Genomic DNA, 13,341 nt, shown 5'->3' with positions numbered 1-13,341 from the left:
ATCGAAGCCTTTAAATTCCAACTGCGTAGAGATACAGTCTCTGTTTGCATCGGGGCTCCGTTACGAATCTGATAAGCCTTTGTAGCAAAAGCAGTTTCTCAGATTCGCGGCCCCGATGCACCCCTTACTTTGAGAGATTCGGGCTAGCCGAACTTGCGCACCACTTCTTCCGGCTCGATGCCTTCGAGCCAGCCGCCGGTAAAGCCGGCGCGTTCGAGGCCGAGGCGGATGACCGGCGATTGCCGCATCAGTTTCCAGATGAAATCCGAACGGTCGTTCTCGATGGTCATGACGACAAGGCCCTGGTCGATGCCGACGGTACGGTCGTCAACCCAGCCTTCCGGCCGCTTGGTCTTGACCGTGGGATTGAAGCCGCCGGGGAAGCCGCCTTCCAACAGCAGGTTCGGATAGGTGGTCAGAAGCGCCTTGGTGCCGTCGAGAGCCGCCTGCCGGTCGTAAGGCAGGCAGGCAAGGGCTGCCCAGGGTGCGATCGTGCCGTCATCCGGGCCGAGCGGTGCGCCGCGTGCAGCATAACCCAGAACCTTCGGCTGGCGACCGCCGCGCATGCGTCGCGTCGGTGGCGGACCGTCGGAGGCGGAAAGGCCCCAGATATTCCTGTTATAGCCGACGAACTGGCCGGGATTGCGCTCGGCATAGTCACGCTGGACGTTTATCATCACCTGCGTGTTGCGGAAATAGTCCCAGTTCCGCTCCGCCATCGGCTTATCCTGAATGCTGCGGAAATCGATCCAGGCATGCGAGAAGAGGTGGATGAAAAGCGGCCCGGCATAGAGATAGGACTGCTCGCCATGCAGCATCCAGGAATAGCTTGAGGTAAAAGCGTCATAGCACGACTGCGGGATCGGATGCGTCGGCGAAGCGAGCGCCAGCGTATAGAGGATGATCGCCTCGTCGAAGCCGTGATAGCGCCAGCGCAGGAAGCCGGAAGATGGCTTCCAACCCATGGCAATCGTGTCGCCCTTGTTCAGCGCCCAGCGCCAGTCAACGCGCTCGTAGATGAAGGTCGCGAGTTCCCGGATTTCGGTTTCCGTCTCGTCATCTTCGCGATTGAAATATTGCGCGGCCGTGAGAATGCCGGCGACAAGCAGCGCCGTGTCGATGGTCGAAAGCTCGCTGTTCCAGGCGCGATGGCCGGTATCCATGTGCAGGAAATGATAGAAGAAGCCGCGGTGGCCGGTCGCGTGGCGTTCCTCGCCCTGACGCGCCTCGGCGAAGAACCGCAGCGTATTGACCGTACGCTCGGCCGCTTCCTCGCGGCTGATCCATAAACGCTCGACACCGACAGGATAGGAGGAAAGCGCGAAGCCGACGGCTGCGATGCTGCACGGAACCCCGCCGATCGAGGTATCCGCCACAAGGCCGTTTTCGGGATTGGTATATTTCAGGAAGTACTTGAACGCCGAATGCTGCAGCCTGTCGACGAGCGCTGCATCAATGTCTTCAATCCGTTGCAGCATAGGCTCCTACCCAACTGTTGCATCGCCCCATGCTTCAACATGGTGGCCGTCCCCGAGCAAATCAAACCTTTTTGATTCGTAGGGATAAGAGAACACAAATGGGCGGATTTGGTCGTTAACAATTATGGGTGAAATAATATCTAGGATAAGTCATATAAGCGGTGCAGCAAAAAGGGTAGGCCGTACCCGGCTGGCACAGGTTATTTCCTGAAATACTTGGCTCATCAGATGCTCTGCAGAGCGGGTTTTCCCGATCAGGCGGCTTCGTCGACCCGCACCAGATGGCCGGCCGCCACTTCCCGGTATCGGCGCGGCGGCGCGACGTAGCCGACCGGGCGGACAGGGCTCTTGAGCTCGTCGGTTCCGAGATTGCGCTTGATGCCGCGCCGCGAGGGGTCGGGAACGGGCACGGCTGCCATCAGCTTCTTCGTGTAGGCGTGCTGCGGGTTGCTGAACAGTTCCGCGCGTGGGCCGATCTCGACGATCTCGCCGAGATACATCACCGCGACGCGGTGGCTGACGCGCTCGACCACAGCCATGTCGTGGGAAATGAACAGGAAGGCCAGCTTGAGACTTTGCTGCAGATCCATCAGCAGATTGCAGACCTGCGCCTTGATCGAGACATCGAGGGCCGAAACGCTTTCGTCGGCGACGATCACCTTCGGATCGAGTGCGAGCGCGCGGGCGATGCAGATGCGCTGGCGCTGACCGCCGGAAAATTCGTGCGGATAACGTTTCATCATATCGGGTTTCAGTCCGACGCGTTCGAGGAGATCGGCCGCCTTGTCGCGGGCCAGGGCGCCGGTGCCGAGGCCGTGTTCCGTAATCGGTTCGGCGACGGCGGCGCCGACGGTCATGCGCGGGTTGAGGCTGGCGAAGGGATCCTGAAAAATCATCTGGATACTGCGGCGCATCCGTCTGAGACTGGCCGCGTCAAGGCTCAGCACGTCATAGCCGTCGAGGCTGACGCTGCCGCCGTTCGGCTGGACGAGGCGGGTGATCGAGCGGCCGGTGGTCGACTTGCCGCAACCGGATTCGCCGACGAGCGACAGAGTCTCGCCCTGGAAGAGATCGAAGGAGACGTCCTCGACCGCATGGATCGCGCCGGTCTTGCGGCCGAGCAGGCCGCCGCGGATGTCGAAACGCGTAACGAGGTTCTTGACTTCGAGGATCGGCGTCCGGCGACGGTCGACGGTATCGGCCACCTCGATCGGCTCGCGGCGTTCGCCGGTCGAGGTATCGACGACCGGGAAACGCAGCGGCCATTTCCGGTCGGCCATCGAGCCGAGGCGCGGCACGGCCGAGAGCAGAGCGCGGGTATAGGGATGCCTGCCGCGATGGAAGATGTCGCCCGTCGTGCCGGTTTCCACCGCCTCGCCGCGATACATGACGATGGTGCGGTCGGCGATTTCGGCGACGACACCCATGTCGTGGGTGACAAAGAGCACGGACATGCCCTCTTCTTCCTGCAGCATCTTGATCAGGTCGAGGATCTGGCCCTGGATCGTCACGTCGAGCGCCGTCGTCGGCTCATCGGCGATCAGCAATTTCGGGCGGCTGGCGAGCGCCATGGCGATCATCACGCGCTGGCGCATGCCGCCCGAGAACTGGTGCGGATATTCATCAAAGCGCGACGCAGCGTTCGGGATGCGGACCTTTTCCAGCAGGCGCACGGTTTCGGCCCGCGCCTCGGCCTTGCCGATATCGCCGTGGCAGGTCAGCCCTTCGGAGATCTGGCGGCCGATGGTGAAGATCGGGTTGAGGGATGTCATCGGCTCCTGGAAGATCATGGCGGCGTCGTTGCCGCGCACCCGGCGCATCTCCCTCTCCGGAAGAGCGAGAACATCCTTGCCGTTCAAGGTGATGGCGCCGTTGATGCGGCTTGATCCCTTGGCGAGAAGCCGCATGATCGAAAGGGAGGTGACGCTCTTGCCCGAGCCGCTTTCGCCGACGATCGCCACCGTCTCCCCTGGCATGACGTCGAAGGAGACGTCGCGCACCACCGGCTTCCAGTCGCCATCGACAAGGAAGGAGGTCGTCAAGTTTCTGACCGAGAGAACCGGGGAGGCGGAGGCTGAAGAAACATCACTCATATCGTTCCCTTGCTCTTATCTGGGTTCACGTCTTCAAAGGCGTGGCAAAGGAGGCGGATGGCCTGCCTTCAGCGATGCGGGCCGCTTCCAGAGCGGCGATCTTTTCATCGATCTCGCGCCTGTCCGTCATGCCGGTCGGATTTTGCCGCGTCGCCATCGTCTCGGCGACATGCAGGTAACGTTCACCCGCCACCGCATGCAGGCGGACAAGTTCGGCGAGCGGATCGGGATGATCGTCGGCGCGGATGCTAAGCCAGGGATAATCCTGATCGCGATGGACGACGAGGGCGGCGGACTGCCTGCCGCGTTTGTCGCCGCCGGCATCCTCGCCTGCCTGCATCGCCAGCAGCAGGCGTTCGGCCAAGGGCTTGTCCATCGCCTTGTTGTAGGTGGCAAGCGTTTCGGTGACGACGTCAGGACCTGCGAGCATGTTGCCGGCGACCGAGACGTTTTCGTCGATCAGATGTCCCGCCCAGTCGATGCATGCGGGACCGGTGAAGGCGGCATTGCGCCCCTTCGCGTCGGTGAGGTGCAGCTGCCGCTGATTGCGGCCGGCGTCACGCGCGGTCAGTTCGGCGATGATCTCCTCCGGCGCCTTGCCGGCGGCGAGCAGCGACAGGCCGTCGACGCCGTAAAGCGGGCTGACGAAGGCCTGGGCCGCGACGGCGCCGATGCCGCCGCGAATATGCGGCACGAGGGCGCCGACGGCAAAGAAGCGGGTCGCGACGGCGATGCCGAGATGACCTGTCGAGGGATCACGGGCGACGATCGACCAGGTCATGACTATCTCCCGATCGCATAGGCCTGCATCAGGCGCGGGGTGGCTGCGGCGCGCAGCAGGCCGTCGGCATCGCGTCTCGCAGCGGTCAGCCGACCGATCGTCCAGACATCGGCGACCGTCAGCTTGTGGCCCTTGCGGCGCAGGGCATCGAGGACTTCAGGGCCGAAATTCGCTTCCGCCATCAGGCTGCCGGGCTCGCGGGTGCGCGGATAGAAAGAGCCCGGAAAATGCGAAGTGTGGAACAGCGGCTGGTCGATCGCCGCCTGCAGGTTCAGCTTGTGGTGCGCATACCGCAGGAAGAAGGAAAGCTGCCACTGTTCCTGCTGGTCGCCGCCAGGTGTGCCGAAGGCCAGCGTCGGGCGGCCCTCATAGAGCCCGAGCGACGGTGTCAGCGTTGTGCGCGGCCGCTTGCCGGGAGCAAGTGATGTCGGCAGGCCTGATTTCAGCCAGAACATCTGGGCGCGGGAATTGAGGCAGAAGCCGAGGCCGGGCACCGTCGGGGAGGATTGCAGCCAGCCGCCTGATGGCGTGACGGAAACCATGTTGCCGTCACGGTCGATGACGTCGATATGCACGGTGTCGCCGCGCTTTTCGGAAAGATGCGCCATGGTCGGCTCGTAGACGGCGCCGGTCTTGGAATCCGCGCCGAGCATCTTCATCGTCAGATCATGCTGCGCCTCGAAGCCAGGCACGATGCCGGGGCGAAGATCGAAGGAGGCGTCCGCGCCAACGAGCTTGCGACGCTCGGCGGCATAGGTCTCCGACAGCAGATGCGCGATGGGAACCTCCGAAAAATCAGGATCGCCATAATAGACTTCGCGGTCGGCGAAGGCGAGCTTCATCGCCTCGACGACGGTATGGACGAAATCGGCGCCAGCGGGGTTCATCGCGGCGAGATCAAAGCCTTTGAGGATCGACAGGGTTTGCAGGAAGACCGGACCCTGGCCCCAGGGGCCGATCTTGGCGATCGTCCAGCCATGATAATCATAGGTCAGCGGCTCCTCGATCGTCGCCGACCAGTTCGCCATGTCGGCGGCAGTCAGCACGCCCTTGTGGCGGTTGCCGCTCGCATCCATCACCTCGGCGGTTTTGAGATAATCGTCGATCTTCTCGGCGACGAAGCCGCGATAGAAGGCGTCGCGGGCCGCCTCGACCTGCGCTTCCCGGCCGCTTTTCCCTTCCGCCTCGGCAATGACGCGCTTCCAGGTTTCGGCAAGCACCGGATTCCTGAAATTCGCATGCGCTTCGGGGGCGCTGCCATCAGGCAGCCACGTCTCGTAGGAGGTCGGCCATTCCTTCTCGAAGAAGGCGGCGAGCCCCTTGATCGTGGCGGAGACGCGCGGCAGCATCGGATGGCCGTGCTCGGCGTAGTAGATCGCCGGTTCCAGCACATCGCGCACGCTCATCGAGCCGTAGTCGCGCAGCATCAGCATCCAGCCATCGAAGGAGCCGGGGATGACGGTCGCAAGCAGCCCGTCGCCGGGGATCAGGCTCAGGCCCTCTGCCGTATAGTGTTCGATCGTCGCGCCGGCGGGGGCGGGGCCTTGCGCGCAGATGACCTCGACCTTGTCCTTCTTCTTCGAATAGATCACCGCCGGCATATCGCCGCCCGGACCGCAAAGATGCGGCTCGACGATCTGCAGCACGAAGCCCGTCGCCACTGCCGCGTCGAAAGCGTTGCCGCCCTTTTCGAGAATGCTCATGCCGACGGCCGAAGCGATCCAGTGCGTGGAAGTGACGACGCCGAAGGTGCCGAGGATTTCTGGACGGGTCGTGAAAGCGGTCATATCGAATGTCCTTTCAAGAAATCATGCTTCGCGCGGATCGAGCGCATCGCGCAGGCCGTCGCCTAAAAGATTGAAACCGATGACGACGAGGAAGATCGCGGCTCCCGGCCACATCGCCATCCATGGCGCCTGGGAGAGGAAATTCTTGGCGACGTTGAGCATCGAGCCCCAGCTTGGCGCCGGCGGTTGCTGCCCGAGGCCGAGGAAGGAAAGGCTCGCCTCGGCGATGATCGCCGTTGCGATGGTCAGCGTCGCCTGGACGAGGATCGGGGCAAAAACATTCGGCAGGATGTAGCGGGTGATAATGCTCGAGGACCGGAGGCCTATCGAGCGGGCGCCCTCGACATATTCTTCGGTCTTGACCGAAAGCACCTGGCCGCGCGTCAGCCGCACGAAGACGGGCATGGCCGAAAGGCCGATCGCAATCATCGCATTGGTCAGGCTCGGGCCGAGAAAAGCTGCAAGCGCAATCGCGGTGATGAGGAAAGGCATGGCCAGAAAGGCTTCGGTGATGCGGGAGATCACCATGTCGATCCAGCCACCGAAATAACCGGAGATCAGGCCGAAGGGCACGCCGATGACAACGGCAATCGCGACCGAGAAGACGCCGGCCATCAGCGAGGCCTGCGCCCCCCAGATCATCCGGGAAAGAATGTCGCGGCCGATGTCGTCGGTGCCGAGCCAATGGGCGGCGGAGGGCGCCTTGCGGATCGCCGACCAGCTTGTGGCGTTCGGATCGGGAATCGGAAGGAGGGGGGCGGCAATGGCGAGAATGGCGAAGAAGGCGATGATCGCAAGGCCGACGAGGGCGCCCTTGTTGGCCCTCAGCTTGCGCCAGGCGCGGCTCGGCGTGCGGTCGATCGCAGAGGGAATGCCGGTCTCACCGATTGCGGTCATAGGGCGGCCCTCATGCGCGGATTGAGCAGGACATAGAGAATATCGGCCAAGAGGTTCATCAGGATGAAGCCGATCGCCGTGCAGATCACCACACCCTGGACGACGGCGTAGTCACGGTTGAAGACGGCGTCGACGATGAGCTTTCCGAAACCCGGAATGGTGAAGATCTGTTCGGTCAGCACGGCGCCGGCGAGCAGTTCGCCAAAGAGCAGCGCGGTCAACGTCACGATCGGCAGCATCGCGTTGCGGAAGCTGTGTTCGAGCACGACAGTGCTTTCCGGCAGTCCTTTGGCGCGCGCGGTGCGGATGTAATCGGTGCTGAGGACGCTGAGCATTGCCGAGCGGGTATGTCGCATCAGGGTCGCGGCCAGCGCATTGCCGAGCACGAAGGAGGGCATCAGCATGGTTTCCAGCGAACGCAGCGGATTGCTGAAGAAGGGTTCGTAGCCGGATGCCGGCAACCAGCCGAGATTGACCGAAACCAGGAGGATCAGCATGATGCCGAGCCAGAAATTCGGGATCGACAGGCCGGTCAGCGCGATGATGTTGGCGAGGTAGTCGATCATCGTGTTCTTCTTGACGGCCGCCAGGATGCCCATCGGCACGCCGATGACAAAGGCGAAGATCATCGACATGATGGCGAGCTGGATGGTGACCGGCAGCTTTTCGCCGATGAGCTGCAGAACCGGCTGGTTGGTGCGCAGCGAGATGCCGAGATCACCTTGAAGCGCGGCACCCAGCCAGCGCGCGTATTGATAGGGCACGGGATCGTTCAGCCGGTACTTCTCGCGCAGGAATTCGAGAACCTGCGGGTCGCGTTCCTCGCCGGCCATGGCAAGGATCGGGTCGCCGGGCAGCAGCTTCTGCAGTGAGAAGACAAAGACCGAGATGATCAAAAGCGTCGGTATGGCGACCAAGAGCCGTTTGGCGATGTAGGTGTACATGGGCGATCCTGACACGACTGGGGTCATGCGGCGGAGGATTTCCGCCGCATGATTTGCTGGATCAAAAAGTAGAGCATGATGTCGTCCGAAAACCGCTCACACTTTTCAGCATCATGCTCTAGGGATCAGCCGGCTTTCTTGACGCCGACGAGGCGGATCATGCCATCCGGCGACGGAACGAAGCCGGTGATGTTCTTGTGCAGCGCCCAGATCCAGGACTGATGGCCGAGATAGATGATCGGCAGATCGTCGTTCAGGATGACCGCGGCGGCATCATACTTCTGCTTGCGCACGGCATCGTCGGTCGATGCACGGGCTTCGTTCAGCAGCTTGTCCACCTCTGCGTTGCAGTATTTCGTGTCGTTGATGCCGCCCTTGCAGGTGATGAACTGATGGATGTTGCCATCGGGATCGACGCGGCCGGACCAGTCCGAACGGCTGAGCTGATAATTGCCGGCGGTTTGCTCGCTCAGCAGCGTGGCGAATTCCGTCGACTTCAGGCTGACGTCGAAGCCGGTTTCGCCGACCATCGACTGGATGATCTGCATCATCTGCATGGCAACAGGATTGTTTGGGATCTGCAGCTCGATCGGCACACGGTCGAAGCCGGCTTCCTTGATCAGCGCCTTGGCCTTGTCGAGATCGCGGGCGGGGACGGGAATATCCTTGTCGAACCACGGGCTGCTCGGCGGAAAGGGCTGGTTGCCGGAAACCGCCGTGCCTTCATAGACGATCTGGTTGACGGCATCGCGGTCGATCGCCAGCGAGAAAGCCTGGCGCAGGCGTTTGTCCTTGCCGAAGGGATTGTCGGCGCGCGCACCATTGCCGATATTGGTGTAGAGCGCCATGTAGCCGGTGCCGACGGCATCGGCATAGACGAGGCTCGAATCCGCCTTCACCGCTTCCGCGTCGGTCGCGGCCAGGCGCTCGATCATGTCGAGATCGCCGGAACGCAGATTGGCGAGGCGCACCGTCGTATCCGGGATCGGCAGATAGGTGAGCTTGTCGATGAAGATCTTGTCCTTGTTCCAGTAGTCCTGGAACTTTTCGAGCACGATGCGGTCCTGCTGGACGCGTTCGACGAACTTGAACGGACCGGCGCAGACCGGGTGATCGCCGAACTTGGCGCCGAGTTCCTTGGCGGCCTTCGGCGAGACGATCATGCCGGCGCGGTCGGAAAGCTGGGCAAGAAGCGTGACATCAGGCGCCTTGAGGGTGAACTTGACCTCGTATTCGCTTGTCGCCTCGACCTTTGCGACCGAGCTGAGCTCGCTCTTGCGGCGTGATTCCGGCAGGGTGATGTTGCGCTCGATGGTGGCGACGACGGCTTCGGCGTTGAAGGGGGTCTCATCATGGAACTTGACGCCCTGGCGCAGCTTCATGGTGAGCTCTTTGCCGTCGGCCGACCAGCTCCATTCGGTGGCAAGCTGCGGCACGATCTTCAGGTCCGGTGAGACGTCGACCAGCTTGTCGCACATCGCGGTATAGACGATGCGGCCGACGAAGGTGCGCGACTGTGCGGGATCGAGTACGTCGGCATCGTCCTGCAGACCGATCTTCAGGTCGACGGCGAAGGCAGGAAGTGCAAACAGTGCGCCGGCAACGGCGGTGGTCAGCAATTTGGCGATCTTCATTCCATTCTCCTCTGTCTATTTTTGTTTGGTTTTTGCTTCCATTCCGGCGGTTATGGCCCGCCCGTATTTTTTCTCCCGGCTCACCTCCCCTGTTCAGGCGAGGGTCTTGTCGGCCTCCGTTTCGCTGTGGTCGAGCGAGGTGATGCGGACGAGGCTTTCCTGCAGCGTCAGCAGATGCTGGCGCATCGCTTCGCCTGCCCTGGCCGGATCACGAGCGGCGATCGCATCGACGATCGCCGTATGCTGGTTAAAGGTGACGGGCCGCGTCCGGCTGGCGCTGCGGGCGCGCTCGCGGATAGTCTGCCAGGCCTCGTCCTGGCGCACCCGGTTGATGACGTCGAAGATGGTGAGGAAAAAACCGTTGCCGGCGCATTGGGCGATCTGGCGGTGCAGCGCCCCGTCCCAGAGTTCGCGCCCGTCGGCATCGGTGCTTTCGTAGATCTTCTTCACCAGATCGTACATGCGCTCGATATCGGCGGCCTTGGCGCGCATGGCGGCAAGCTGGGCGAGCTGCGGCTCGATGCGCAGGCGCACTTCCATGACTTCCATGAGATCGGTGCCGGCAACGATCGAGCCGACATGATCGCTCCAGCCATCGGGGCGCGGGCCGGCATAGGTGCCGGAGCCTTGGCGGCGCCAGACGCGCCCCTCGGCCTCCAGCACTTCGAGGGCTCGGCGGACAGCACGGCGGCCAACGCCCAGCATTTCCGAAAGGGTGCGCTCGGTCGGCAGCTTGCCGTCGGCGTCGAGACTGTCGGACCGCAAGAGAGCCCTCAGCCTCTCCAGCGCATAATTCGAATTGCCCTGCGTCTCATCCATCGGCATTCGCTTAAATGGTCCGTACCAATTTTCTATTGGTTCAGTGCAAACCAAAACGCAGCGACCGTCAAGCGCTTTTTTGTGCAAATAGAAATCTGCCCGTTTTTTGCTCAAACCCGCAATTGACCCGATCTGGGAAACGGTCGATCGCGCCGACAGGGCGGCGGCGCGATCGACACTATCATCCAGAAAAACGCAATTGGTTCAGGTGAATCTCAGGCCGGCGTCGAGCGCGCGGAGAGAAAGACCTGCGGCTCGAAGGCGAAATCCTTGTCGAAGGGATAGGTCGGATGCTGCTTGCGCAGCCGCGGCAGGCGCTCGACGAATTGGTCGACGACGCCTGTTGATAGCGCCATCAGGTTCGGATTGGCGATCGGCGCCAGCTCCGGCGAGAGATAGCCCGATTTGACGACGATAATCCTTGCCTGGTGCGGGTCGAGGCCGAGCCGGGTGAAATCGGCGATATTGTGATAGGGCCGGCGCTTGGCGGAAAGCACGAGATCGATGCCATCGACCGAAACCACCGCCTGGCGGTCGGTCGGATCAGAAGTTTCGTGCAGGAATTTGACGATGAAGCGGGCGATAACCGGCCTGCTGCCTTTGGTATCGAGCGAGGCGCCGACGCTGAGCTCCAGTTCCGCGCCGATGCCGGCGGCATAACAGGCCTCGGTCCCCGCCTTGTCGGCGATGCCGGCGAAGACGACGCCGGTGGCCTCCCGGGCGATCAACTCGGCCAGCACATCGGCCCGGTCCCCGACACCGCCACCGGTGGGGTTGTCGCCGGATTCGGCCAGAACAACAGGCGCGGTCGGGCTTGCGATCGCCCTTTCCACGCATTCCTCGACTGAGCCTGTTTCGCAGCCGAAGACAAAGTCCTCGCGCGCATCCCAATAAGCCCTCGCGAGACGTCTGGCCTCACGTTCCAGCACGGCGCGGTCGGTGCCGGTCATGATGGCGGCGGCGGTGGCGCGCGGTTCGTCGGCCCAGACATAGCCGACCATCAGCGATGCATCCCAGACGCCGTCGATCGCATCGATCCCGGGCAGCATCTGATAGAGGCTCTTTGCCGGCTCATCGACGGTGCTGGTGCGCTCGCCGGGCAGCACGACCGGGATCGGCGCCCAGAGAACGAGCGGCTTCTCGCCGGTCTTCAGGCTCTTCACCAACATGGAGACCGAGCGGCGCATCGTCTCCTCGACATCGATATGCGGCGCGGTGCGATAGGTGGAATAGATGTCGAGCGCATCGATGATGCGCTGGGTGACGTTGCCGTGCAGGTCGTAGCTTGCCGAGACCGTGCAATCCTTGCCGACCAGCGCACGGGCCGCACTGATCCAATCGCCCTCGGCATCCTCCATGCCCTCGACATACATGGCGCCGTGCATAGCGAGATAGAGACCGTCGAGTGGCAGCATCGGCTTCAGCCGCTCGAGGAATTCGCCCTTGAAGGCCTCGTAGGTGGCCCGCGAAACCGGGCCGCCGGCAATGGCCCGGGCATGGACCGTCGGCAGGAACTCGGCATCGTAATCTCTGAGGAAAGCGAAATAAGGCGCTTCCAGCAATGCCTCGCCGCGCACGACGCGAAAATCCTTCTCCTCGTTCAGGACGGGGTTGTACGTGCTGCATTCGATATGAATGCCACCGACGGCGATGCGCATGGGAAACCTCAGTTGATGTTGGGAGCAATCAGGAAGTTATGGGAGGCGATGCGTTGGGTACGGACTGGTATCGCCCGAAGGAGTTCGTGCTGCGATAAATTGAACATTGGGGTCCGATCCGAAGACGCGTCCTTTTTCGCTTCGACAATAAGTTTACAAACGAACCAATCAACCAAAATAAATTACAATCTTGACCCCGGTCTGCCGGCGGGTTGCTCGGTGCCCTGTGCAGCCAAAACGGATATGCTATACGACGATCATGGGACTAGGGGTTTTCATCCACCGCTCAGATTCGATCTATGACGACAGCCCGGCGGAGCAATATCAGTTTCCCAGCCAGTATCTCCATCGTGTCCAAGCATGCGTCGGCGACTGGATCATTTACTACGAGCCTCGAAAGGTCTCCGAGACTCGAGGTTATTTTGCCGTCGCGAAGGTGCAGCAAGTCATTCGAGATCCCAACACATCGGGCATGTATCTGGCGCTGATAGAACCTGGAAGTTATCTCGACTTCGTCCACCCAGTTCCCTTCAGCGGTGCCGACGGTGTCGTCGAGCGCGGTGTGCTAAACGCGGAAGGTCGGATTTCCGGCCGCGCGCAGTCGGCGGTTCGCCCAATCTCGCCAGACGACTTCAGCCGTATTGTTGCGCTGGGCCTCGATGATCACGAACCATTGTTGCCACGCGTCGATGCGAGCGCATCGCCTCCAGGCTTTGAGGAAGAGCAAGCGCCTTTCCAATTCGAACAGAGCCGCGACCGGGTGAGCTATATCGCGTCCCGAATCGTGCGAGATCGCGTCTTTCGCCAAGTCGTTTTGAGCGCCTATGATAAGCGCTGCGCAATTGCCGGGCTCAAGTTGATCAATGGCGGAGGGCGGGCAGAAGTCGATGCGGCGCATATCCGGCCGGTCGAGGCGAACGGTCCCGATATCGTCAGCAATGGAATTGCTCTATCCGGCACGGCCCATTGGATGTTCGATCGAGGATTGATTGGTCTGACCGACAGTCTGGAAATTCTGATTTCACGACAGGTCAATGATCCCGATGCAGTACGGGGTTTTATCAACAAGACTGGTCGCGCGCTCGCACCCCGACGAGTATTTGAACGACCGCATGCGCATTTCCTGCAATGGCACCGCGAGCACTGCTTCAAGCAATAAAATACATCGACCGTTATTTTCGGGAATCACAGGACGAATAAGCTGCCTCGACCAGCATAAAGGCATGGATGGCCCGGACTTAAAGGAACAG

Annotated in this window: 10 protein-coding genes; 1 reads left to right on the top strand and 9 read right to left on the bottom strand. The window is 61.8% G+C overall.

Annotation, left to right across the window (positions count from 1 at the left end; genetic code table 11):
• Positions 1-143: 143 nt before the first annotated feature.
• The 9 genes from V8P77_RS19470 to V8P77_RS19430 form a co-directional block, all read right to left on the bottom strand.
• Positions 144-1,478, bottom strand: a complete 1,335-nt coding sequence (locus V8P77_RS19470; RefSeq protein ID WP_335913842.1) for a glucoamylase family protein — start codon at positions 1,476-1,478, stop codon at positions 144-146.
• Between the two features lie 254 nt (positions 1,479-1,732).
• Positions 1,733-3,571 (bottom strand): ABC transporter ATP-binding protein, encoded by a 1,839-nt coding sequence (locus V8P77_RS19465; RefSeq protein WP_335913841.1) that lies wholly within the window; start codon positions 3,569-3,571, stop codon positions 1,733-1,735.
• Between the two features lie 25 nt (positions 3,572-3,596).
• The gene (locus V8P77_RS19460; RefSeq protein WP_335913840.1) at positions 3,597-4,352 is read right to left on the bottom strand and encodes a DUF1028 domain-containing protein; all 756 of its coding nucleotides are present in this window, start codon (positions 4,350-4,352) and stop codon (positions 3,597-3,599) included.
• A gap of 2 nt (positions 4,353-4,354) precedes the next feature.
• Positions 4,355-6,139, bottom strand: coding sequence for a gamma-glutamyltransferase family protein (locus tag V8P77_RS19455; RefSeq protein ID WP_335913839.1), 1,785 nt, complete (start codon positions 6,137-6,139; stop codon positions 4,355-4,357).
• 21 nt (positions 6,140-6,160) lie between these two features.
• The gene (locus V8P77_RS19450; protein WP_131139491.1) at positions 6,161-7,036 is read right to left on the bottom strand and encodes an ABC transporter permease; all 876 of its coding nucleotides are present in this window, start codon (positions 7,034-7,036) and stop codon (positions 6,161-6,163) included.
• Positions 7,033-7,980 carry an ABC transporter permease gene (locus V8P77_RS19445; protein WP_335913838.1) on the bottom strand — a complete coding sequence of 316 codons (948 nt, stop codon included), beginning with the start codon at positions 7,978-7,980 and terminating at the stop codon, positions 7,033-7,035. The genes V8P77_RS19450 and V8P77_RS19445 overlap by 4 nt, the downstream gene beginning before the upstream one ends.
• Before the next feature lie 125 nt (positions 7,981-8,105).
• Positions 8,106-9,614: an ABC transporter substrate-binding protein gene (locus V8P77_RS19440; protein WP_335913837.1), complete on the bottom strand. Its 1,509-nt coding sequence runs from the start codon at positions 9,612-9,614 to the stop codon at positions 8,106-8,108.
• A 93-nt stretch (positions 9,615-9,707) separates the two neighbouring features.
• Positions 9,708-10,439 (bottom strand): FadR/GntR family transcriptional regulator, encoded by a 732-nt coding sequence (locus V8P77_RS19435; protein WP_017989759.1) that lies wholly within the window; start codon positions 10,437-10,439, stop codon positions 9,708-9,710.
• A gap of 209 nt (positions 10,440-10,648) precedes the next feature.
• On the bottom strand, positions 10,649-12,091 hold the full coding sequence (locus V8P77_RS19430) for a M81 family metallopeptidase (protein ID WP_335913836.1): 1,443 nt from the start codon (positions 12,089-12,091) through the stop codon (positions 10,649-10,651).
• A gap of 259 nt (positions 12,092-12,350) precedes the next feature.
• Between V8P77_RS19430 and V8P77_RS19425 the strand changes: the two genes are divergently transcribed.
• Positions 12,351-13,250: an HNH endonuclease gene (locus tag V8P77_RS19425; RefSeq protein ID WP_335913835.1), complete on the top strand. Its 900-nt coding sequence runs from the start codon at positions 12,351-12,353 to the stop codon at positions 13,248-13,250.
• Positions 13,251-13,341: the final 91 nt, after the last annotated feature.

This window comes from Rhizobium aouanii (assembly GCF_037002925.1).
GTDB classification, from domain to species: Bacteria; Pseudomonadota; Alphaproteobacteria; order Rhizobiales; family Rhizobiaceae; genus Rhizobium; species Rhizobium aouanii.
Note: the sequence above shows the minus strand (reverse complement) of the source record. Positions and strands in the feature narration are given on the sequence as shown.